The 22,654-nt window shown below is 63.3% G+C and carries 21 protein-coding genes and 1 pseudogene; 11 read left to right on the top strand and 11 right to left on the bottom strand.

Translation table 11 applies throughout. The features are described 5' to 3' along the window. Positions 1–50: 50 nt before the first annotated feature. The 4 genes from NKJ67_RS01970 to NKJ67_RS01985 form a co-directional block, all read right to left on the bottom strand. Entirely contained in the window at positions 51–1,034 is a 984-nt protein-coding gene (locus tag NKJ67_RS01970) for a 2-hydroxyacid dehydrogenase (RefSeq protein ID WP_352580251.1), read from the bottom strand. Continuing rightward, positions 1,031–2,053: a LacI family DNA-binding transcriptional regulator gene (locus NKJ67_RS01975; protein ID WP_127259551.1), complete on the bottom strand. Its 1,023-nt coding sequence runs from the start codon at positions 2,051–2,053 to the stop codon at positions 1,031–1,033. Before NKJ67_RS01975 ends, NKJ67_RS01970 begins: the two co-directional genes overlap by 4 nt. A gap of 77 nt (positions 2,054–2,130) precedes the next feature. Beyond that, a complete protein-coding gene (locus NKJ67_RS01980; protein WP_164898470.1) occupies positions 2,131–3,015 on the bottom strand; it encodes a DMT family transporter in 885 nt (294 codons plus the stop codon). Positions 3,016–3,207: 192 nt separating this feature from the next. Next, on the bottom strand, positions 3,208–3,615 hold the full coding sequence (locus NKJ67_RS01985; RefSeq protein ID WP_128307228.1) for a DUF2000 family protein: 408 nt from the start codon (positions 3,613–3,615) through the stop codon (positions 3,208–3,210). 49 nt (positions 3,616–3,664) lie between these two features. Here NKJ67_RS01985 and NKJ67_RS01990 point away from each other — a divergent pair, with 49 nt between their 5' ends. Next, complete coding sequence (locus tag NKJ67_RS01990) at positions 3,665–4,534, top strand: AraC family transcriptional regulator (RefSeq protein ID WP_128307229.1); 870 nt, start codon at positions 3,665–3,667, stop codon at positions 4,532–4,534. Between the two features lie 24 nt (positions 4,535–4,558). Here the strand turns inward: NKJ67_RS01990 and NKJ67_RS01995 are convergent, their stop codons facing one another. Further along, a complete protein-coding gene (locus tag NKJ67_RS01995; RefSeq protein ID WP_127266503.1) occupies positions 4,559–5,029 on the bottom strand; it encodes a MarR family winged helix-turn-helix transcriptional regulator in 471 nt (156 codons plus the stop codon). Positions 5,030–5,095: 66 nt separating this feature from the next. Between NKJ67_RS01995 and NKJ67_RS02000 the strand changes: the two genes are divergently transcribed. Then, positions 5,096–5,281: a hypothetical protein gene (locus NKJ67_RS02000; RefSeq protein ID WP_127319450.1), complete on the top strand. Its 186-nt coding sequence runs from the start codon at positions 5,096–5,098 to the stop codon at positions 5,279–5,281. Here NKJ67_RS02000 and NKJ67_RS02005 read toward each other — a convergent pair. Continuing rightward, positions 5,245–5,976 (bottom strand): intradiol ring-cleavage dioxygenase, encoded by a 732-nt coding sequence (locus tag NKJ67_RS02005; protein ID WP_128307230.1) that lies wholly within the window; start codon positions 5,974–5,976, stop codon positions 5,245–5,247. The two genes, NKJ67_RS02000 and NKJ67_RS02005, sit on opposite strands and share 37 nt — an antisense overlap. Positions 5,977–6,171: 195 nt before the next feature. Between NKJ67_RS02005 and NKJ67_RS02010 the strand changes: the two genes are divergently transcribed. Together NKJ67_RS02010 and NKJ67_RS02015 are read left to right on the top strand one after the other, a co-directional pair. Beyond that, positions 6,172–7,224 carry a CobW family GTP-binding protein gene (locus NKJ67_RS02010; RefSeq protein WP_128307231.1) on the top strand — a complete coding sequence of 351 codons (1,053 nt, stop codon included), beginning with the start codon at positions 6,172–6,174 and terminating at the stop codon, positions 7,222–7,224. Positions 7,225–7,481: 257 nt separating this feature from the next. Continuing rightward, positions 7,482–8,456 (top strand): WD40 repeat domain-containing protein, encoded by a 975-nt coding sequence (locus NKJ67_RS02015; RefSeq protein ID WP_352580252.1) that lies wholly within the window; start codon positions 7,482–7,484, stop codon positions 8,454–8,456. A 6-nt stretch (positions 8,457–8,462) separates the two neighbouring features. Here NKJ67_RS02015 and NKJ67_RS02020 read toward each other — a convergent pair whose 3' ends face one another. Next, entirely contained in the window at positions 8,463–8,915 is a 453-nt protein-coding gene (locus NKJ67_RS02020; protein WP_127808210.1) for a hypothetical protein, read from the bottom strand. Between the two features lie 156 nt (positions 8,916–9,071). On the opposite strand from NKJ67_RS02020, the gene NKJ67_RS02025 reads away from it, so the two are divergent. The 4 genes from NKJ67_RS02025 (at position 9,072) to NKJ67_RS02040 (ending at position 14,642) form a co-directional block, all read left to right on the top strand. After that, on the top strand, positions 9,072–10,442 hold the full coding sequence (locus NKJ67_RS02025) for an aspartate aminotransferase family protein (protein ID WP_352580253.1): 1,371 nt from the start codon (positions 9,072–9,074) through the stop codon (positions 10,440–10,442). Next, on the top strand, positions 10,439–11,860 hold the full coding sequence (locus NKJ67_RS02030) for a glutamine synthetase family protein (RefSeq protein WP_502905164.1): 1,422 nt from the start codon (positions 10,439–10,441) through the stop codon (positions 11,858–11,860). The genes NKJ67_RS02025 and NKJ67_RS02030 overlap by 4 nt, the downstream gene beginning before the upstream one ends. Before the next feature lie 86 nt (positions 11,861–11,946). Further along, complete coding sequence (locus tag NKJ67_RS02035) at positions 11,947–13,182, top strand: putative DNA modification/repair radical SAM protein (RefSeq protein ID WP_128307374.1); 1,236 nt, start codon at positions 11,947–11,949, stop codon at positions 13,180–13,182. Positions 13,183–13,184: 2 nt separating this feature from the next. Further along, on the top strand, positions 13,185–14,642 hold the full coding sequence (locus tag NKJ67_RS02040) for a UdgX family uracil-DNA binding protein (protein WP_256746650.1): 1,458 nt from the start codon (positions 13,185–13,187) through the stop codon (positions 14,640–14,642). 63 nt (positions 14,643–14,705) lie between these two features. On the opposite strand, the gene NKJ67_RS02045 is transcribed toward NKJ67_RS02040, so the two are convergent. From NKJ67_RS02045 to NKJ67_RS02060, 4 genes are all read right to left on the bottom strand, one after another. Beyond that, positions 14,706–15,971, bottom strand: a complete 1,266-nt coding sequence (locus NKJ67_RS02045; protein ID WP_128307372.1) for a glycerate kinase type-2 family protein — start codon at positions 15,969–15,971, stop codon at positions 14,706–14,708. Beyond that, positions 15,968–16,471 carry a heme-degrading domain-containing protein gene (locus NKJ67_RS02050; RefSeq protein WP_127331376.1) on the bottom strand — a complete coding sequence of 168 codons (504 nt, stop codon included), beginning with the start codon at positions 16,469–16,471 and terminating at the stop codon, positions 15,968–15,970. The genes NKJ67_RS02045 and NKJ67_RS02050 overlap by 4 nt, the downstream gene beginning before the upstream one ends. Positions 16,472–16,666: 195 nt before the next feature. Beyond that, positions 16,667–17,983 (bottom strand): guanine deaminase, encoded by a 1,317-nt coding sequence (guaD, locus tag NKJ67_RS02055; RefSeq protein WP_128309780.1) that lies wholly within the window; start codon positions 17,981–17,983, stop codon positions 16,667–16,669. A 1-nt stretch (position 17,984) separates the two neighbouring features. Continuing rightward, entirely contained in the window at positions 17,985–19,202 is a 1,218-nt protein-coding gene (locus tag NKJ67_RS02060; RefSeq protein ID WP_352580254.1) for a urate hydroxylase PuuD, read from the bottom strand. 162 nt (positions 19,203–19,364) lie between these two features. Here NKJ67_RS02060 and NKJ67_RS02065 point away from each other — a divergent pair, with 162 nt between their 5' ends. The 3 genes and pseudogenes from NKJ67_RS02065 to NKJ67_RS02075 all read left to right on the top strand — a co-directional run bounded on the left by NKJ67_RS02065 (position 19,365) and on the right by NKJ67_RS02075 (position 22,654). Continuing rightward, positions 19,365–20,285: a LysR family transcriptional regulator gene (locus NKJ67_RS02065; protein ID WP_027039874.1), complete on the top strand. Its 921-nt coding sequence runs from the start codon at positions 19,365–19,367 to the stop codon at positions 20,283–20,285. A 103-nt stretch (positions 20,286–20,388) separates the two neighbouring features. Further along, the gene (locus NKJ67_RS02070; RefSeq protein ID WP_352580256.1) at positions 20,389–21,399 is read left to right on the top strand and encodes an LLM class flavin-dependent oxidoreductase; all 1,011 of its coding nucleotides are present in this window, start codon (positions 20,389–20,391) and stop codon (positions 21,397–21,399) included. Then, positions 21,396–22,654 (top strand): annotated as a pseudogene (locus tag NKJ67_RS02075) (LLM class flavin-dependent oxidoreductase). Before NKJ67_RS02070 ends, NKJ67_RS02075 begins: the two are co-directional and overlap by 4 nt.

Raw genomic sequence — 22,654 nt, forward strand, 5'->3', positions numbered from 1 at the left:
TTGAATAATGATTCCAAAGGGTTAAGCTGACGTTAATAAGTGTGGCAGCCTCAAGCTCGCGCCTTGACTTCCGCCGTCTCGGGGACCGGCGTCAACGGCCGACGCTTGGCGAACCACGACACCAGATTGTCGACGCACAGATCCGCCATGGCGCGGCGGGTGTGGTCCGAGGCCGAGCCGACATGCGGCAGCAGCGAGGTGTTGGGAGCGTCGAGCAGCGCCTTGGGCACATTCGGTTCGTCGGCAAAGACATCGAGGCCAGCGGCGGCGATGGTGCCGTTGGCGAGCGCTGCCGCGAGCGCTGCCTCATCGACTGTGCTGCCGCGGCCGATGTTGACGAAGACGCCGTTGGCGCCAAGCGCCGACAGGATCTCGGCATTGACCGCCTTCTCCGTCGAGGCGCCCCCCGGCGCGACCGAAATCAGCGTATCGACGGCCTCGGCAAGTCCTTTCAGGGTCGCATGGTACTGGTAGGGAAGACCTTCGACACGGCGCCGGTTGTGGTAGGCGACCGGCAAGCCAAAAGCTTCCAGACGCCGGGCGATGGCCTGCCCGATGCGGCCCATGCCGAAAATACCCACACTGCGCCCGCGCAAGGTCAGCCGGCTCAGCGGATAGTTGCCGTTGCGCACCCAGCTTCCGTCGCGCAGCCAGGTTTCGGCGCGCGGCAGATCGCGGATGGTGTTGATCAACAGCCCGATCGTGGTGTCGGCGACCTCCTCGGTCAACACATCGGGCGTGTTGGTGACCATGATGTTCTTTGCTCGGGCATGGCCGACATCGACCGAATCATAGCCGACGCCGAAGGAGGCGATGAGCTCGAGGTTGGGTAATGCATCCATCATCGCCGCGTTGATGCCGGCAAACGAAGCGATGCCGCGCACATCGTTGCGCATCTCATCGGTGATGAGGGACGGATCGGCGCGTTCTATTCTGACACGCCTGAATGTGCGGTTGATGCGGTCGACCGCATGGTCGTTGAAATCGCCCGGCACCAAGATGGCGACGGTCTGCAACTGTTCGGCCTTGGTCATGCACGCTCCACCGGCTTGCCGGTCGACTGACGCACATGCAGTTCCGGCTTGATCAATTCCTGCGAGGGCCGCACCGTCTGGCCGTTGAGCTTGTCGAGCAACGCGCTGGCGGCGCGGCGGCCAACCTCGCGCTGGCCGTTCCAGACGGTGGTCAGGGCCGGCGTCGCGATCGCCGCCTCTTCGAGGTCGTCATAGCCGGTAACGGAGATGTCGACGCCGGGCACAAGGCCGGCACGGGCAATGCCGTTCATCAGGCCGATGGCGACAAGGTCGTTCCAGCAGCAGGCAGCCGTCGGTCTGTCCTTCAGCGCCAGGAACTGTCCGGCGGCCTCGAAGCCGGCCTGCTTGGTGCGTGGGCCGGCGATGCGCCATGACGGCCTGACTTCCAGCCCGGCCGCCTCCATCGCGTTGACATAGCCCTGGTAGCGGTCACGGCCGGTCGAGGTCTGGTCGGTGCCGCCGATCATGGCGATGCGCTTGTGGCCGAGCGAGATCAGATGGTTGGTGGCAAGGCCTGTTCCATAAGAGTCGTCGCCGCGAAAGACCGGCACGTCGGCACCCTCGACGGTGCGCGCGATCAGCACAGCCGGCAGGCCGTTCTCCTCGGCCATCACGATGTCGGAAGCCGGCGTGCCGATGGCCGGCGACATGATGACGCCGTCGGCGCCGAGCTGCAAAAGCGTATCGATGAAGGTGCGCTGCTTTTCGAGCTGATCATAATGATTGGACAGGATGAAGGTCTGCCGGCTGCGGTCGAGCTCGCTTTCGATCGAGCGCAGGATCTCGGCGAAGAATGGGTTCATGATGTCGTGGACGACGACGCCGACAATGCCGGAACGCGAGGTGCGCAGGCTGGCGGCGCGTCGGTTATAGATATAGCCGATGGCGCGGGCATGTTCCTTGATGCGGTCACGCGTGGTACCGGCAACCAGAGGGCTGTCGCGCAGCGCCAGCGAGACCGTAGCCGTGGACACGCCGAGCGCATCCGCGATCGTCGAAAGCTTGATTTTTTGTGCCAGCGACGTGTGCTCCCCGGACCTGAATTTCCAGACCTAAACTGTTTAAAGGCGGCGTTATGCCACCGATCGGGGGCAAATCAAAGTTTTTTTGCCAACGCCTCGGCCTCGACATCCGAGGCCGCGCGGCTCCGCAGCCGAAGCCTATGCTCGCGATGGACGATGTAGAGACCGCTGGCGACGATGATGGCGGCGCCGACCAATGTCCAGCGGTCGGGAAACTGCTTGAAGACGATCCAGCCGGAAATGATCATCCACACCATCTGCGAATAGGGATAGGGCGCCAAAGCCGTGGTTGTCGCCAGCCGGTAGGCCTGGACCAGCAGCCAGTGACCGACGCCGCCGAACACGCCGAGCATCAGCAGCACGAACCAGTGCCAACCGTCATGCGGCAGGGAAAACGAAAACGGCAGCAGGGGCAGAAGCAACAGCGCCGGCGCCAGCGCCGAAAACAGGATGAGGCTCTCCGATGTCTCGGTCGCCGACATGCGGCGCGTCATGATGACGTAGAAGCAGTTCGACAGCATCGAGCCGAGCGCGAAGAGATGTCCGATGCCGAAAACGCCGACGCCCGGCCGGGTGATGATGAGGACGCCGGCAAAGGCCGTCAGGATGGCCAGCCAGCGCCGCCAGCCGGCCCACTCGCCAAGCAGCGGACCGGCCAGTGCCGTGATCACCATCGGCCCGAAGAAATAGATCGAGGTGGTCTCGGCCAGTTGCAGGGATTTGAGCGCCAGGACATTGAATATGGTCGATCCGAACAGGAACGCCCCGCGCAGGATATGCGCCGGCAGATTGACCGGACGAAACCGCACCGGTTGGCGCCAGCCGCGCAGCAGCGCGCCGACCAGCACGACATGCACGGCAAAGCGCACCCAGGCAACTACCAGCACGGAAACGCCGGCAAGGACGAGGTATTTGCTTGATGTGTCGAGGAAGGTGAAGAAGACATAGGTGGAAAGCATGCACATGATCGCCACCGGGGGCGTCGCGCTTTCTACATGTCTTTGGGGAGCACTCACTTGCAGGCCGGGTGGGAAGCTGGGCTGGAGCCCACCTTTGCGGGAATTGCCGGCTCCCGGCAAGCCAATTGTCGACTGCCGCGACATGAAAGCCTGCTGGCACAACAAGAGCCGCCGGCAGGCGTAGTGCCCTGGCTAGGCGTGCATGCGGGCGCCCTTGGTGATTTTATCGACCAGCTTCTTGTCGGCGCGAAGCGCGATCCCGACCACCTTGGCGTCTTCAGGCGCGAATTCGGCGAAGACGGCACGGTTGGCCGCGTCAAAGCCGGTCGAAAACATTTCCTCGACATAGAGCGAGGTGGTCACGCCGCGCTCCAGCGTGCGCCGATGGATGGTGCCCAGCGTCGTCTGGTCGGCGGACAAAACGATGACCGGCTGGATCGACAGCGGGTTGTAGAGATTGCCGGCGCGGTCGCGATAGGGTGCACCGATGATATCGGGAAACTGCGCGACGATGCCGCTGGTCAGGAAAGCGGTGACGTTGAGTTTCTGCCAGACCGGCAGATCTTCCCTGAGCACGATTGCAAATTTCGTATCGAACATGAGACATTGGCCATTCGGTTTGTGCCCCAATGCGAGGCTGAAGGAGATGATGTCGCACGATCTAGACAGCCAGGCCTACAAGGGTCTTGGACGTTTGTGCGTCGATGCGGCGGAAAACCGTATCATCTCCGCCCCCGATCCCGCAGGCATGGAGCGGATCGAGGCGCGCTTCCATGGCAGCGCCTTCGACCTGCATCGCCACGACACCTATGCGATCGGGGTGACGCTGCACGGTGTGCAGACGTTTCGCTATCTCGGCGCTGCGCGCCACAGCCTTCCGGGCCAGATCATCGTGCTGCATCCCGACGAGTTGCATGACGGCGGCGCCGGCACCGAGGACGGCCTGCGCTACCGAATGCTCTATCTGGAGCCGTCGCTGATGCTCGGCTGCCTTGGCGGCGCTTCGCTGCCTTTTGTCAGGGATGGCGTGGTGACGGACGCCGCCTTTTGCGCAACGCTGCTTTCGGCGCTGGGTCCGTTGGAGCAGGAACTCGACGAGTTGTTCGTCGACGACTTCCTGACGGAACTGATGCAAAGCCTGACCCGGCATGGCGGCCAGTCGGCGAAGCCGATGACCAGGACGGCGTGGCGGGCGGCTGCGCTGGCGCGCGACTATCTCACGGAAAACCTGAACCGGCCGGTGCGTTCCGGCGAACTGGAAGCTGTAACCGGGCTTGATCGCTATGCCTTGTCACGGCATTTCCGTGCCGCTTTCTCCACCAGTCCACATCGCTTCCTGGTGATGCGCCGGCTTCAGCGGGCGCGGCGGATGATCGCCGCCGGCGAACCGTTGGCACAGATCGCGGTCGAAGCCGGCTTCAGCGACCAGAGCCATTTCACAAGGCAATTCAAGAAGGCGTTCGGCATGACACCGGGACGCTGGTCGTCGCTGATCCAGGGCTCTGCCGCGGCGGCTTGATCGCCTGCCGCGACAATCCGCCGGTCAGTCGTCCGATTCGGCGTCGTCGTCGATGAGCACCAGTTCCTCGTTCGAGAGGTTGGCCTCGATGCGGGCAAGCAGTTTGAACAGCGACTTCTGGTCCTTCTTGTCGAGGCCCTTCAGCGCCTGCTTTTCGGTCTTCTTCACCGATTTCTCGATCGCGTGGATGATATCGCGGCCGGTATCGGTGAGGAAAATATGCGCCTGACGGGCGTCTGCCGAGGAGGCGCGTTTTTCCAGAAAACCCTGGGCCTGCAGCCGGTTGATTGTCTTGGTGATGGTGGGTGGGCGCACGCCGAGGCGTCCGGCAAGATTGCCCGGCGTCTGGCCGTCCTCACGGTCGAGCGCCAGCATGATCTGATCCTGGCCGGCATAGAAGCCGTGCGCCAGAAGCCGGGCCGCCAGCGCCGTTCTTGCCAGCCTTGCCGCCGAATGCAGCCGGCTCATTGTCGCAGTCTTATCCGCCTTGGCCATGGTCATCCCTCTTCGGCCGTACCGGTGCGGGCAGCATAGAGGCAGCCGGCCGGTTGGCAATCGACGATGAAAAAGATTCCGGAGCTTCAAACAGCTTTGCCGGCAAGCATTGTGGTGTCCGCCGTGGCTAATGCCAGATGTTTATTTCAGTTAGATGACAAACGAATTCCCGGCCGGAATTTTCGCCGCGAGCAAAGTGATGGAGTGACCGCCGCTCAGCCGGACTTCACCGCGATGATCATCAGCGCCTGATAGGCATCCTCCAGCTCGCGCAGCGCAGCCTGCGATTGCGGTCCGGCCCGCCTGGCTATGCCGTCCGCGGCATTCGAGGTGTCGCGCTCGCCCGACCGGTCGTTGTAGGGCGCGACAGCGGTGAAAATCTGCTCGCTGAGGCTGTCCGGGAAGAACAACTGTCCGGTCATCACCGAACTGTCGTCGGGAAAGACCTTGAAATGGATGTGGGTGGTGCGGCCGCGATACCAGCCGGGATAGATCGTGGCGAAGGAAACGATGCCACTCGCGTCGGTCCTTTGCCAACCACGCAGGAAGGTTTGGCCCGAGGTGTCGAGATCGCGGCCATCACCCTGTCCGGGATAGCCGGAATAGGCGCCTTGCGCGTCGCAATGCCAGATGTCGACACGAGCGCCGGCAAGCAGGCGGCAGCCCGCGTCGACAACCTGCAGCCGGACATCAAGGGCAATGCCCTTCTTGCCTTCGGTGACATCGGCGCGTTCTAGCTTCGGATCGAAATAGAACGGTCCCTCGGTCGCCTCGGGCGTGATGGTGCAGACACCGGCGCCGTTTTCGAACAAGGCCAGTCCGGCATAAGGTGAAGTCTGGTCTGCCATCGCGGCGGCGGGCAGGAAGGCGCCACCGCCGGCGGTGACCGCGATCAAACCGAGCGCCTGGCGCCGGCTCATTGAGAACGAGGATGGCTTGCCGGACATATCTTGCCTCTCGAATTGGCCTCTGTCGCCCTGATCTAGGCGATCACAACGGCTTTCGCCAACGATTCGGCAATGCAGCAAGCCGGTTTGGCCATCGGTTTGCCCCGTGCAAAAGCCCGGCGCACATCCTATATGGAGCCAACAATCCCATTTCTTAGGCCGAATTTTCGCGGCCAAGATAATTCGAGGCAAGCCATGAGCGACGCACAGACGCAGATCCCCGTAACCGTTCTCACCGGCTATCTCGGCGCCGGCAAGACGACGCTGCTCAACCGCATCCTGTCGGAAAACCACGGCAAGCGCTACGCCGTCATCGTCAACGAGTTCGGTGAAATCGGCATCGACAACGATCTGATCGTGGAATCCGACGAGGAAATCTACGAGATGAACAATGGCTGCGTCTGCTGCACGGTGCGTGGCGACCTGATCCGTGTCGTCGAGGGCCTGATGCGCCGCCCCGGCCGCTTCGACGCCATCGTCGTCGAGACCACCGGGCTGGCCGATCCGGTGCCGGTGGCACAAACCTTCTTCATGGACGACGACGTGCGCTCCAAGACCAGGCTTGACGCGGTGGTGGCGCTGGTCGACGCCAAGCACCTGCCGTTGCGGCTCAAGGATTCCAGGGAAGCCGAGGACCAGATCGCCTTCGCCGACGTCGTCGTGCTCAACAAGACCGACCTCGTCACGTCAGAAGAGCTCGCCAAGGTCGAGGCGACGATCCGCGCCATCAATCCGGCGGCAAAGATCCATCGTACCACCCGCGCTGGCGTCGACCTGACCGAAGTGCTCGACCGCGGCGCCTTCGACCTGTCGAGGGCACTGGAAAACGATCCGCACTTCCTTGAGGCGCATGACGATCACGACCATCATGACCACGACCATGACGGCCACGATCACCACCATGATCATGACGGGCACCACCATCATGCGCATGCTTCCGACATCCATGACGTGACGGTGCAATCGGTTTCGCTGCGCGGCGGCGAGATGGACCCGAAGAAATTCTTCCCATGGATCGAGAAGATCACCCAGATGGAAGGCCCCAACATCCTGCGGCTGAAGGGCATCATAGCGCTCAAGGGCGATGATGAGCGCTATGTCATCCAAGGCGTGCACATGATCATTGAGGGCGACCACCAGCGCGCCTGGAAGGACGGCGAGAAGCATGAGAGCCGGCTGGTGTTCATCGGCAGGGAACTCGACGCCGAGCGGCTGAAGAAGAGTTTTGACGCCTGCCAGGCGGCTTGATTTCCAGACTTTATAGCGCTAGCGCTGCCCCTCCTTCCTTCTCCCCTTGTGGGAGAAGGTGGCCGGGCGAAGCTCGGTCGGATGAGGGGTGTTCCAGCTTGGCGCTGACGGAGATCCGTCACCCACCCCTCAACCGTCTCGGCGCTGCGCGCCGATCCACCTTCTCCCACAAGGGGAGAAGGCCGGCCGCACCCAGCCGCGCTGGCGACCCAGCGAGGTTAGACGACCAGCATAAATCTCGAATGGAATAATCTCCCATGCCAACAGTCGCCCCGCTTGATCTCGAAGGCCACTGCATCGCTGCCGTCTTCCTCGGCGACGTGCCGCATTTCGCGATGGCCGACGGCGCCGTCCATCGGCTCGACCATGGCCACAAGACAATTCAGGCCAATGACGGGCTGCTCGCCGCCTTTCTTGATGGGGCCAATGACCGGCTGATCACCGGCGGCGAGGACGGCAAGGTGTTTTCCGTGAAAGCGGGCGGCGAGGTCACGGAATTGGCAAGCGCGGCCAAGAAGTGGATCACCAGCGTTGCCGCCGGGCCGCAAGGCGCCATCGCCTATGCCTCAGGCAAGACGGCCTTCGTGCGCTTCGCCGACGGCAAGACGAGGGAATTCGTCCATCCGCGTTCGGTCGAGGGGCTGGCCTTCTCGCCCAAGGGCATGCGCTTCGGTGTCGCCCGCTACAATGGCGCGACGCTGCATTTCCCGGCCGCCGAGGGCAAGCCGGTGGAGCTTGAATGGGCCGGCGCCCACACCGGCATCACCTTCTCTCCCGATGGCGCCTTCCTCGTCACCACCATGCAAGAAAACGCATTGCACGGCTGGAAGCTCGCCGAAGGCAAGCACATGCGCATGACCGGCTATCCCGGCAAGGTCAAAAGCCTGTCGTGGAGTGTGAAGGGCAAATGGCTGGCGAGTTCCGGCGCGCCGGCGGCGATCGTCTGGCCGTTTTCAGGCAAGGATGGTCCAATGGGCAAGGCACCGCTGGAGCTCGGCACGCGCGGCAACGCCATGGTGACGGCTGTCGCCTGCCACCCGAGCCAGGATGTCGTTGCCGTCGGCTATGATGACGGGATGGTGATGGCGGTGCGTTTTGCCGACGCCAAGGAAGTGCTGTTGCGACGGCCGGGCAAGGGCGCCATCACCTCGATGATGTGGGACAAGGAAGAACGCCGGGTCGCCTTCGGCAGTGCCGCCGGCGATTGCGGCGTCATCGATATCACGGCCTGACCCCGCTCACTCCGCTCCGCACGACACTTTGCCGCTGATTTCAACCGGTTTGCCGTCCTGGTCCGTATCCGCCGCGGCGTCGTAGATGGAGAGCGTATAGCTCCCGTCGTAGACGCCTTCGTCGCTGGTCTTGGTCAGGATCGTCAGTTCGACCGAATTGATCTTTTGGGCGACCTCGTGCTCGCGATAGATGTTCAGCCGCAATTCCTTGCCGTCGAGCCAGTACTGCGTCAGGTTGGAATCCTCGAACACCGTCTTGCGCAGGCTGTCGCCGGCAGGCCGGCTCAGAATTTCGAGGTTGCCTCGAAAGTTGAAGGTCGGCCCGCCCATGCCTCTGGTGACGCCTGCCTCGACCTCGAATGTCGCCGCCGTGTCCTCGGTGGAGCACCAGATGCCACCCGACGCGAAGGCAGCGCCAGCCGACGACAGAAGCATTGCCACACACATGATCGTTCGCATTTTACCCCTCCACCTAAATTCCCGCTCATATTGGCGCTGACTTCGGCAGCACGGTCAAGCGCCGCCGCCAAAGGCTAAGCCAACGCAGGGCAGATGCGCGGCCAATTGCGGATGCGGACACGGATTGGCTAAGAGGGATCGACCAGAGGGGTTTTCATGCACAGCGACACGTCCATCGGCGGCATCGGCCGCGACCGCATTGCCGATTTGCGCGAAACCGAGGGGGCAGCCTTCCGCAAGGCGCGGCCAAAATCGCAAGCCAAGATCGGCAACGGCCTGCCCGGCTTCTTCGGCGGCGTCCCGATGCACTGGATGAACGATTGGCCGACGCCGTTCCCGATCCTGGTCGACAACGCCAGGGGCGCGAACATCACCGACATCGACGGAAACAAGCTCGACGATTTCTGCCTTGGAGACACTGGCTCGATGTTCGGCCATTCGCCGCCACCGGTGGCTCGCGCCATCCGCCGGCAGGCCGGACGCGGCCTGACCTATATGCTGCCTTCGGAAGATGCGCTGGCCATCGGGCCGCTGCTGCAGCAGCGCTTCGGCCTGCCGTTCTGGCAGATCGCGACGACGGCGACCGACGCCAACCGCTTTGCATTGCGCGTTGCCCGTGCCGTCACCGGCCGCGAAAAAATCCTGGTCTTCAACGGCTGCTATCATGGCTCGGTCGACGAAACGATGGTGCGGCTGATCGACGGCAAGCCCGTCAACAGGCCAGGATTGGCGGGCGAGTTCCGCGACTTGACCCGCACGGCCAAGGTCATCGAGTTCAACGATGTTTCAGCACTCGAAGCTGCGCTTAGGGATAAGGACGTCGCCTGCGTCATCGCCGAGCCGGTGCTGACCAATTCCTGCATGGTGCTGGCCGATCCGGGCTACCATGACGCCCTGCGCAAACTGACACGCCAAACCGGCACGCTGCTTCTGATCGACGAGACGCACACGATCTCGACCGGCCCCGGCGGCTACACGAGGAAATATGGTCTCGACCCGGACTTCTTCGTGCTGGGCAAGCCGATCGCCGGCGGCGTGCCGGCCAGTGTCTGGGGCATGAGCGACGACGTTGCCTCACGCTACGCGGATTACAACAGGACCAAGGAGCCGGGCTATTCCGGCATGGGCACGACACTCTCGGCCAACCCGCTTCAGTTCGCGGCGATGCGCGCCACGCTCGAAGAGGTGATGACGCAGGAAAATTATGACCGCATGGAACATCTGGCGCGGCGGCTCGATGCCGGGCTGACCGGCGTGATCGACCGCTACCGCCTGCCCTGGCATGTTTCGCGCGTCGGCGCCCGCGTCGAGTTCATCTGCGCGCCCGGTCCGCTGCGCAATGGCGCCGAGGCGGAAGTGGCGCATGCACCGGAACTGGAAGCCGCCATCCATGTCGCGCTGGTCAATCGCGGCGTGTTGATCGCACCCTTCCACAACATGATGCTGATCTCGCCGGCGACCACCGGGACCCAGGTCAACCGGCTGATCACCGCCTTCGGCGCGGTTGCGGCGAAGCTTGCGGCATGAGACAAGCGGCGATGGACCACCCCAACGCCATGATAACCTCACCTTCGGGCTCGACACCTGCCGAGGCGCACGCCTTTCTCGACGCCCATCCCGAGATCGAGGCCTTCGATATCGTGCTGACCGATGCCAATGGCGTCGGCCGTGGCAAGATCGTGCGCCGGCATGAACTGAAGAGCATCTTCGAGGGCGGCCGCCATATGCCGATCTCGATCCTCGGCCTCGACATCACCGGCGAGGATGTGCACGAGACCGGACTGATCTGGACGACCGGTGATGGCGACCTCAGGGCATGGCCGATCCCCGGCACGCTGGTGCCGCTCTACGGTACGAGCCCGCCCCGCGGCCAGTTGCTAATGGCGATGTACATGCTCGACGGCCGACCGATGTCGTCGGATCCGCGCCTGGCGCTGGCTCGGCAGGTGGAGATCCTCGCGGCCAAAGGTCTCTATCCGGCCGGCGCCTTCGAGCTCGAATTCTTCCTGCTGGCCAATGAGCGCGACGCCGACGGCAAGGTGCAGCCGGCGCGCGCGGTGCTCGATGGCCGCGTCTCGGGCAAGACCGAAGTGTATTCGGTCGACCATCTGCACGGCATGGAGCCGCTGTTTTCCGACATCTATGCCGCGGCCAAGGCGCAAGGCATTCCGGCCGAGACGGTGATTTCCGAATATGCGCCCGGCCAGTACGAATTGACGCTGAACTACCGCAAGGATGTGATGCGGGCGGCCGACGATCTGGTCATGCTGAAGCGGCTTGTGCGGGCGCAGGCGCGCCGCCACGGCGTCACCGCCTGTTTCATGGCCAAGCCGATCGAGAAATATGCCGGCTCGGGCATGCATTTCCATGTTTCGCTGCAGGACAAGGCCGGCCGAAACGTCTTTGCCGAAGCCGGCGGCGAGAGCTGGTCGCTGCCGCTGCTGCAGGGGCTCGGCGGCCTGATCCAGACCATGGCGGAATCGATGCTGGTGTTTGCACCGCATGCCAATTCCTGGCGGCGTTTCGTCTCGCAATCCTACGCGCCGGTGGCGCCGACCTGGGGCGTCAACAACCGCTCGGTGGCGCTGCGCGTGCCGGCCGGCGACGCCAAGAACCGGCGCATCGAGCACCGGCCGTCCGGCGTCGACGCCAACCCTTATCTGATCGCCGCAACCGTGCTCGCCGGCATCATCAAGGGCATGGATGAAGGCCTCGATCCCGGACCCGAAACGACCGGCAACGGCTATGAGGCAGCGGTCACGCGCACGACCATGCCTGTCGACTGGCGCGCCGCGATCGAAGCGGCGCGGACGTCCAGCTTCCTGAAGAACGCGCTCGGCGAGGACCTGCACCGGACCTTCGTGGCAATCAAGCAGTCCGAGTACTTGCGTGTGGCACGCACGGTCAGCGAGTTGGATTACCACCTCTATCTGCACGAGGTTTGATGGATTCATGATGGGCGGCGATCACTTTTTCGCCGCCTCCATCAAATGAGGTAGCGGATCTCCTGTTTAGAACATATCATGAACAGATGAGTGCACTTACCGTCCGTGAAAAGCTGGCGATCCTCTCCGACGCCGCCAAATACGATGCCTCCTGCGCCTCTTCCGGTGCGGCGAAAAAGGACTCGCTGAAATCAGGCGGCATCGGCTCCACCGAGGGCATGGGCATCTGCCATTCCTATGCGCCGGATGGCCGCTGCATTTCCCTTCTCAAGGTCCTGCTGACCAATTTCTGCATCTACGATTGCAGCTATTGCATCAACCGCTCGTCCTCCAATGTGCGGCGCGCCCGTTTCACCATCGACGAGGTGGTGAAGCTGACCATGGATTTCTACCGGCGCAACTACATCGAAGGCCTGTTCCTGTCTTCAGGCGTCATCCGCTCGCCGGACGAGACCATGGGCGAGATGGTCGAGGTGGCGCGCCGGCTGCGGCTGGAGGAGAAGTTCTCCGGCTATATCCACCTGAAAACCATTCCGGAAAGTTCGGCCGAACTGATCGAGAAGGCAGGGCTTTATGCCGACCGGCTATCGATCAATGTCGAACTGCCGACCGACGAGGGTGTGAAGCGGTTGGCGCCCGAGAAGAAGCCGGAGACAATCCGGCTTTCCATGGCCAGGCTGCGCCAGAAGATGGAGGAGAAGGCCGAGCCGACTTTGAAAACCAAAAAGCGCGAACGCTTTGCGCCGGGCGGCCAGTCGACGCAGATGATCATCGGCGCCGACAAGACATCCGACGACGGCATCCTTCACACCAGCGCGCGGCTCTATGGCAGCTATCATCTGCGGCGCGTCTATTACTCGGCTTTCAGCCCGATTCCGGATTCGTCGTCGTCGCTGCCCTTGCTGAAACCACCGCTGATGCGCGAGCACCGGCTCTATCAGGCCGACTGGCTGATGCGGTTCTATGGGTTTTCGCAGCCGGAAATCCTTGCCGGGAGCAGCGACGGCATGCTCGATCTCGCCATCGACCCGAAGCTCGCCTGGGCGCTGCGCAACCGGGGGCAGTTTCCGGTCGACATCAACCGCGCCGACCGCGAAGCTCTGCTGCGGGTGCCGGGTCTCGGCACCAAGGTGGTGGCAAAGATTTTGGAGACGCGCCGGCATCGGCGCATGCGGCTGGAGGATGTCGGGCGGGTCTGCCAGTCGATCGCCAAGCTCAGGCCGTTCATCATCGCCGAAGGCTGGTCGCCTGGTGCGCTGACCGACAAGGCCGGCCTGCGCGACAAGATCGCCCACTCCTGCGAACAATTGTCGTTGTTCTGATCATGCGGCCGGCGGAACTCGATCTCGCCAGATACAGAGTTCGGCTCGACAGCGAGACGGATTTTGCCGGCTGGCGTGACGCGGCACGGCGGCTGGCCCTGAATGAGGTCAGGCCCGAGGACGTCTACTGGCATGTCGCGCCGGGCTCTGATCAGGCAGAATTGCCCGAAGTGCCTGCGCGCGCGCAACTCGTCGTGCCGCGCGACTTCATCGGGCATGCCGAAACGGCCTTCTGCCATTCCGATCCCGGCCGGTTTGCCTTTCTCTACCGAATGCTCTGGCGGTTGCGCGACGAGCCTAAACTGCTGGAAATCGCGTCGGATCCCGACACCAGGCGGCTTGAGGCCATGGAAAAGGCGGTTCGGCGCGACAGCCACAAGATGCATGCCTTCGTACGCTTCCGGAAAATCGGCGACGATGCCGATGAGCGCTATGTCGCCTGGTTCGAGCCGGATCATTTCATCGTCGAGCGCAACGCCGATTTCTTCGTCAGGCGTTTCACCGGCATGCGCTGGACGATCCTGACGCCCTACGCCTCCGCCGATTGGGATGGCGAAAGGCTGGCTATCGGACCGGGCGCGGCCAAGGGCGATGCGCCGGATCAAGACGACACCGAGGCGCTCTGGCGCATCTATTTCGAGAACATCTTCAATCCGGCGCGATTGAAGGTGAAGGCCATGCAGAAGGAGATGCCGAAGAAATATTGGCGGAACCTTCCCGAGGCTTCGCTCATTCCAGACATGATCGCAGGAGCGGACAAGGCCGCCAAGGACATGATTGCGAAGATGCCGACAACACCCGCGCCGCACCACGCCAAGGTGCAGGCACGGCATTGGCCGAAGCAGCCCGCCGAAGCACCGGAAGATGATGCAGACACGATTCCCGAGTTGCGTGAGGTAGCGAAAGGCTGCCGCCGCTGCCCGCTGTGGCGCGACGCGACGCAGACCGTCTTCGGTGAAGGTCCCGACAATGCCAAGGTGATCTTCGTCGGCGAACAGCCAGGCGATCAGGAGGATCTTGCCGGCAAACCTTTCGTTGGTCCGGCCGGCAAGGTGTTCGATGCGATCCTGGATGATGCCGGTGTCGATCGGCAGAAGGTCTATGTCACCAACGCGGTCAAGCACTTCAAGTTCGAGCCGCGCGGCAAGCGCCGCATCCACTCCAAGCCGAATTCCGGTGAGATTCAGGCCTGCCGCTGGTGGATCGACCAGGAATTCGAGCTGATCAAGCCGAACCTCGCCGTGGCACTCGGCGCGACAGCGGCGATGTCGCTGCTCGGCAAGGCGATCCCGGTGACAAAGATGCGCGGACAAGTGATCGAGCGCGAGGACGGATTGCGCGTGTTCATCACCATCCATCCCTCCTTCATTCTGCGCATCCGCGAGTCCGCGGACAAGGAGGCTGAACGCGAACGGTTCCTGCAGGATATGAAGCTGGTGAAGCGGCTAATGGCCGCCTGACCAGTCTGTTTTTCGCAATTCCGGACGGAAAACCGCTTCACACTTTTCCTGGAATTGCTTCAGCTACCTGATCAGAATCGCCCTGAGATCGTTGACATTCGTGCCGGTCGGGCCGGGTACGAAGAGATCGCCAACCGCGTTGAAGGCCGTCCAGGCATTGTTGCCGGCAAGCATGGCCTTGGCATCGACACCGGCCGAGCGCATGCGCGACACGGTCGAGCCATCGGCGAAGGCGCCGGCATTGTCTTCCGAACCGTCGATGCCATCGGTGTCGGCGGCCAATGCGTGGATGCCTTCGACGCCGTTGATGCCGATAGCAAAGGCGAGCAGGAATTCCGAATTGCGGCCGCCCTTGCCTTTTGCCCGTAGCGTGACGGTTGTCTCGCCGCCCGACAGGACCAACACCGGCTTCGAAAATGGTCGGTTGCGCGTCGCCACTTCACGCGCGATCGCGGCATGGACGCCGCCCACCTCGCGCGCTTCGCCCTCGATGGCATCGGAGAGGATAACGGCCTCGACACCCTGCCGTTTCGCTTCCGCAGCGGCGGCTTCCAGCGATACCCCGGCCGAAGCGATCAGATGCACCTCGTTGCGCGAAAAACGCTCGTCGTCCGGGCTTGGCGCATCGGCGGCCGGCGAATTGATATGCGCCATCACCGAGGCCGGCAGTTTCATGCGATAGGCCGATATCGAGGCCAGCGCGTCGGCGCGGCTGCCTGTATCCGGTACGGTTGGGCCGGAGGCGACCATTGCCGGATTATCGCCGGGAATATCGGAGACGATCAGCGACACCACCCTGGCCGGCCATGCGGCCGCTGCCAGCCTGCCGCCCTTGATGGTGGAAAGGTGCTTGCGGATGGTGTTCATCGCCGCGATCGGCGCACCCGAGGCGAGCAGCGCCTCGTTGACGGCGATCTCGTCGGCCAGCGTCAGGCTGCCGGCCGGCGACGGCAACAGCGCCGATCCGCCGCCGGAAATCAGCGCCACCACCAGGTCATCCTCAGTCAGATCCTGGACCTTGGCGAGCAGGCGCCGCGAGGCTTCCAGACCGGCAGCGTCCGGCACCGGATGAGCCGCCTCGATGATCTCGATGCGCTCGCAGGTCGCGCCATAGCCATAGCGGGTGACGACCAGCCCTTCGATAGGGCCGTCCCACGCTTTCTCGAACGCTGCCGCCATCTGCGCCGAGCCTTTGCCCGCGCCGATGACGATGGTGCGGCCCTTCGGCTTGGCCGGCAGATGATCCCGGATGGTTCGTTCCGGGTCGGCGGCGGCGATGGCGGCGTTGAAGATGGAGGTCAGGAATGCCTTGGGATCGAGCACGGTCATTCGGCGTCCCGAGGCAATGCCAGGCCGCGCTTGTCGACGCCCAAATGATCGCATAGCGCATCTACGACGACGCCGTGATCCTCGCGCTCCGGCAGTCCGGAGACGGCGATCACCCCGATGACGCCGGCGCCCTTGACGGTCACCGGAAAGCCACCGCCGGCCAGCACGTAGTCGGCAATATCCAACCCTTCGCCGATCTTGAAGCTGCGGTCCGGGCGCTGCTGTTCCAACACCATACGATAGGTGCTTCTCAGGAACCGTTTGACCACATTGATCTTGCGCCGCGCCCAGTCGGGATTGGAAGCATTCGAGCCCGGCAGCGCGGCATAGAACAGCGGCCGATCCCACAGCCTGATATCGACAATGATCGGCATGGCCTCGGCCAGTGCCCGCTCACGGATCGCCGCGCCGATCTCGAAGGCGACGGCCTCGTCGAACGCCGGGAAGACCAGCGTCTCTTCCTGTTTCTGGATCAGAGCGATGTCGTCCGCAGCGGCCATTTTTGTTCTCCGAATCGTCACAAATCGTGTGTACGACAAGCTCCGCCCGGTCAAGGTCCCGTCGTCGCGGCCACCTTCTCCCCGAGGGGAGAAGAGACGAGCACGGGCCTCGGCTTCCTCCTCTCCCCTCGGGGAGAGGTCGGATTGTCCCGAATTGCCCTTCGCAATTCGGTTGGCAATCCGGGTGAGGGGGTCTTACCCCGCGATCATATCCGCCTTCGCTGCGCGCCCCGCCACATAAACCTCGCGCACGGTGCGGTCGTCGCCAAGCGTCTGCAGGAGAAACAGTTCCTGCGCCAGCGTCTCGACCGTTTCCATCCTGAGCCGCATCGCCGGCGTCGCCCTGGCGTCCAGCACGACGATGTCGGCATCGGTGCCCTCGTCCAGCGTGCCTATCTTTTCCGCCACCGACAGCGCCTCGGCATTGCCACGCGTCATCTGCCAGAAGGACTGGAACGGGTTGAGCTTCTCGCCGTTCAGCGCGATCACCTTGTAGCCCTCGTCCATGGTGCGCAGCATCGAATAATTGGTGCCGCCGCCGACATCGGTGGCGGCGGCGATGCGGAGCGGCTTGTCGCGGCGACGAAAGCGCTGATAATCGAACAGGCCGGAGCCGAGGAACAGGTTGGAAGTCGGGCAGAACACCGCCACCGAGCCACTGTCGGAAAGCGCATCCGCTTCGCGCTCCGAGAGATGGATGCAGTGCCCGAACAGGCTCTTTTTGCCCAACAGCCCGTAGTGCTCGTAAACGTCGGTATAGTCGCGCGACCACGGGTAGAGTTCCTGCGTGAAGGCAATCTCAGCGTGGTTCTCCGACAGATGCGTCTGCATGTGCAAATCGGGATGTTCGCGGCACAGCGCGGCCGCCATCTCCATCTGCTCCGGCGACGAGGTGATGGCGAAGCGCGGCGTGATGGCATAAAGCTGCCGTCCCTTGCCATGCCACTCCTTGATCAGCGCCTTCGTGTCGTCGTAACCCGATTGCGGCGTGTCGAGCACGCCGTCGGGCGCATTGCGATCCATCATCACCTTGCCGGCGATGTTGAGCATATTGCGGTCATGCGATTCGGCAAAGAAGGCCTCCGCCGAAGCCTTGTGCACCGAGCAGTAGGCGGCGACCGTCGTTGTACCGTGGCGCACCATCTCGTCGAGGAACAGCCGCGCGATACGGCGGCCATGTTGCGCGTTGGCGAACTTCGTCTCTTCCGGAAAGGTGTAGGTGTTCAGCCAGTCGAGCAGCTCAGCGCCATAGGAGGCGATGATCTGCATCTGCGGAAAATGCGCATGCGCGTCAATGAAGCCGGGCAGCAGCAGATGCGGCCGGTGGTCGATTTTTTTCGCTACCTCGCCGGCTTGCTTTTCAACATCGGCATAGGTGCCAGCGGCGACGATCCTGCCGTCGCGGATCAGCAGGCCACCATCCTCCTCGTAGCGCCAGGCGGCATGATCGTCGATGGTTTGCGGCCAGCGCACAAAGGAAAGCGTGCGGCCGCGCAGGAGTGTCGAGGTCATGCTATTTCCTCGCGCCTTCGAACCAGGCCACCAGCAGCGCCCGTTCCTTGTCGGTGATCTGCGAGACGTTTGCGGGCGGCATGGCGTGGCTGCGGCCGGCCTGCAGATAGATCTCTCGGGCGTGATTGGCGATGTCGGCATCGGTGTCGAGCATCACGCCCTTCGGTGCATGATAGATGCCCTCATAGACCGGCTCCGCCGCATGGCACATCGAGCAGCGGCCGAGCACGGTGTCGCGTACGGCCGGGAAATGCGCCGAAGCGACATAGATTTGCGCCGATGCCGATTCCCTGGGTTCGCCGGTCAGCACCTTCGGCGCGGTCGACAGCCAGATGATGACAATGAACAGGACGAGTGCCGCCATCCAGGTCCAGGTCGGATTGCCCTTGCGGGCATGGATCGAGTTGAAATAGTGCCGGATCAGCACGCCGATGATGAACACCAGCGAGGCGATGACCCAGTTGAACTCAGTGCCGAACGCCAGCGGATAGTGGTTCGACAGCATCAGGAACAGCACCGGCAGCGTCAGATAATTGTTGTGAAGCGAACGCTGCTTGGCGATCTTGCCATGTTTCGGATCGGGCTTGCGGCCGGCGATGAGGTCGGCGACAACGATCTTCTGGTTTGGGATGATAACCATGAAGACATTGGCCGACATGATCGTGGCGGTGATGGCGCCCAGATGCAGGAAGGCGGCGCGGCCGGTGAACAGGTGCGTCAGCCCCCAGGCGATGAACACCAGCACGCAGTAGAGCACCAGCATCAGGCCGGTATCGCTTTTTCCCAGCGGCGAGCGGCACAGCAGATCATAGACCACCCAGCCGACGCCGATCGTTGCCAGCGACAGCAGGATGCCTGTAGGCACCGACATCGGCAGCACGTTGGGATCGATCAGGAACAGATCGGCTCCGGCGTAGTAGACGACGCACAGCATGGCGAAGCCGGACAGCCAGGTGGCGTAGGATTCCCATTTGAACCAGGTCAGGTGTTCCGGCATTTCGGCTGGTGCCACGAGATATTTCTGGATGTGGTAGAAGCCGCCGCCATGCACCTGCCATTCCTCGCCGAAGGCGCCGACGGGCATGCCGGGACGCTGGCGCAGGCCGAGGTCGAGCGCGACGAAGTAGAAGGACGAGCCGATCCAGGCGATGCCGGTGATGACGTGCAGCCAGCGCACGGCAAAACTCAGCCAGTCCCAGAAAATCGCGAAATCCATCATTGAAATCGTCCCTGCCGATTGGGCGACTTTACGGGTTGGAGCGCAAACGGAAAGAGGCGAGGTGCACGATGACTTTCAAAAAAAAATGGAAAATACTAGGGTAGTCACACGCAGCAGGATGGGAGCCGCCCGAAGGCGGCCTCAGGAAAGCCACTAAACCGCATGGCCTATCTCGACAACATTGCCGTCTTCGTTCGCGTGGTCGAACTCGGCAATCTGTCGGCGGCCGGGCGCGACATGCGGATTTCGCCGGCGGTCGCCTCCAACCGCATCAAGGAGTTGGAGAAGCACCTGGGCGTGCGTCTGTTCAACCGCACGACGCGGCAATTGATGCCGACCGAGCATGGCACGGTTTTTTACGGGGGCGCAAAGCAGGTGCTGGAGGCGATCACCGAAGCGGAAGCCGCGGTCTCGGCGCTTTCCGGTCAGCCGCGCGGCACCATCCGCGTCACCGCCCCCTTGGGCCTCGGCCGTCGGTTGGTGGCCTCGGGCATTCCCGATTTTCACGACAAATACCCAGACATCGAGGTGAGGCTGAGGCTTTCGGACCACAATGTCGACATCATGAAGGAAGGCATCGATGTCGCCTTCCGGCTCGGCATCATCGAGGATTCCAGCCTCAGGATGCGCGGCATCATGGAATGCGAGCGCGTGCTGGTGGCGGCGCCGAAATATCTCGAGGCGCGCGGCGAACCGATCGAGCCGCAGGAACTGATCGGCAAGAAGCACGACTGCCTGATGCTGCGTTATTCCGGCGCGCGCGAATATGTGTGGACGCTGCAGACCCCCACGGGCCCGCAGAAGTTCGAGGTACACGGACCCTACGACACCGACGATGGCGACGTGCTGACCGGCTGGGCGCTTTCAGGCCGCGGCATCATCAACAAGCCGCGCTTTGAGGTCGAGCCGTTCATCCGCGACCGGCGGCTGAAGGTGATCCTGAGCAGCACGCCGCCGACACCGGTGCAGTTCGCCGCCGTCTATCCGCACAAGAAGCTGCAGGATCCAAAAGTGCGGCTGCTGCTCGACTTCATGGCCGAGCGCTGCCAGCGACTGATCAACGATCTGTTGGCTGGGAAATAATGCTGGCCTCCACGTGACCGGCGGTTGGCCCAGCGCCAGCGGTTGCCATCCCCTGAAGTGGCGAACATAGTTCGGGTGGTATTTCGTCTCGCAGGCACCATCGATGGACAGCGGCGCCACAATGCATCTTGCCGTTTCGCTGTTTCCGGGGATCGCCGATCCATCGCCGGAACCGGGATTCAGCCGCCTGACTGGTTTCGTGCAAAAGGCCGAAGCAGCGGGCCTGGACATGGTGCTGCTTGCCGATTCCGCACCGGCGTCCGGCGGTGCCGCGAACAGCCCGATGCCCTTCGAAGCGACCACTTTGCTGGCCGCATTGGCGACTGTCACAAGCAGGATCGGGCTCGTCGCCGCGGCATCGACCGTCGCCCACCAGCCATACAATCTGGCGCGCCGTTTCGCCTCGCTCGACATTATCAGCCATGGCCGCAGTGGCTGGAACGCAACCATGACACAAGCGCCACGGGAAGCAGCCAATTTCAGCCGGCCCGAGGGATTTTCGCCTGACGATTTCCGCCGTCGCAGTGAGGAATATATCGGCATCGTGCAAGGTCTGTGGCGGGGCTGGGATGCGGACGCGCTGCTGTTCGACCAGAGCGGCGGCCGCTTCCATGACCCCGAAAAGATGCATCTGCTCGACCACAAGGGCGGGTTCTTTTCCGTGCGCGGACCGCTGAACGTCGCCCGTTCGCCGCAGGATACGCCAGTGCTCGTCTTGTCGGACCTGAGCGAAGCCGACCTGGATATTGCCGCCCGCACCGCCGATGTCATCCTGCTGGATGACGGACCGTTGGACGGCACGACAGAACGCTACGACGATATCCGGCGCCGTGTCACGGGGTGCGGACGCGATCCGGACGCTGTGAAAGTGCTGACAAACGTCGCGCCTACCGCCAATAGTAAGCTGGCTGCCCTCGCCGACAGGCTGGAAAAGGAATTCCGGGCGAGAGGCTGCGACGGGTTCAACATCCTGATGCCGGCACAGCTTTCAGCGCTCGACGATTTCGTCGATCTGGTTTTGCCGGAACTGAGGCAGCGTGGCCTGTTTCGAGAGAACTATCGCGGCACGACGTTGCGCTCGCATCTGGGGCTTGCCGGCGGAGGTGACCGATGACCGCTCGCCAGATGAAGCTCGGCGCCTTCCTGTGGGCGACAGGCCACCACATCGCCGCCTGGCGCCATCCCAAGGCGCACGTCACCGCCGGCATAGACATCGATCATTACATCCAGCTGGCGCGCACGGCGGAGGCGGCGAAGTTCGACATGATCTTCTGCGAGGACGCCGCCGGCCTGCGCGAGGCCAATGTCGGCATCGCCAGCCAGACCTCGCGCTCGATCGGCTTCGAACCGATCAGCCTGCTTTCGGCGCTCGCCGTCCAGACCAGCCGCATCGGCCTCGTCTCGACGGCCTCGACAAGCTACAACGAGCCCTATGGCCTGGCGCGAGCCTTCCTGTCGCTCGACCATCTGAGCGGCGGCAGGGCCGGCTGGAACCTGGTCACCTCGGCCAGCCCCGTCGAGGCCGCCAATTTCGGCTCGACCGGCCTCATGCCGATCGCTATGAGCGCGCGCGCGAATTCGCCGAGGTGGTCACCGGGCTCTGGCACGGCAAGCTCGATGGCGCTTCTGGATCCGGACATGACGGCCAGAGCTTTTCGGTTCGCGACCCGCTCGATCTGCCGCGTTCGCCGCAGGGCGCGCCGGTGATGGTCCAGGCCGGCGCCTCGGATGTCGGCCGCGACCTTGCCGCCCGCACCGCCGATGTGGTGTTCACCGCGGCGCAGATCTTCGAGGAAGCGAAGGCCTTCTACGACGATCTCAAGGGGCGTCTGGCGGCCTTTGGACGCGAGCCTGACGACATCAAGATCATGCCGGGCGTCGCGCCAGTGGTGGCGGAGACCGAAGCGGAGGCCCGTGAAAAATATGAGGAATTGCAGGCGCTGATCCCCGACGATGTCGGCGTTGCGCTTCTGTCCAGCTATCTCAGCATCTCCGATCTGTGGCGCTATCCGATCGACGGGCCGCTGCCGGATCTGCCGGAGAGCGAGGGGATGAAAAGTCGGCAGGCGCTGGTCATCGAGCAATCGCGCCGCGACGGCCTCTCTATCCGCGAGCTTGCCCGGCATTTCGCCGGCGCGCGTGGCCATTGGCGCATCGTCGGCACGGCGGCCCAGGTTGCCGACGAGCTGCAGGCGCGGTTCGAAGGCGGTGCCGCCGACGGCTTCAACGTCATGCCCTCTTATTTCCCCGGCGAACTCAATGCCTTTGCGATGCTCGTCGTGCCGGAACTGCAGCGGCGCGGCCTGTTCCGCACGGAGTACGAGGGCCGCACATTGCGCGACCAACTGGGTTTGAAACAGCCGGTTTAG

Origin of the sequence: Mesorhizobium sp. M0088 (assembly GCF_040322895.1) — a bacterium.
Classification (GTDB): Bacteria; Pseudomonadota; Alphaproteobacteria; order Rhizobiales; family Rhizobiaceae; genus Mesorhizobium.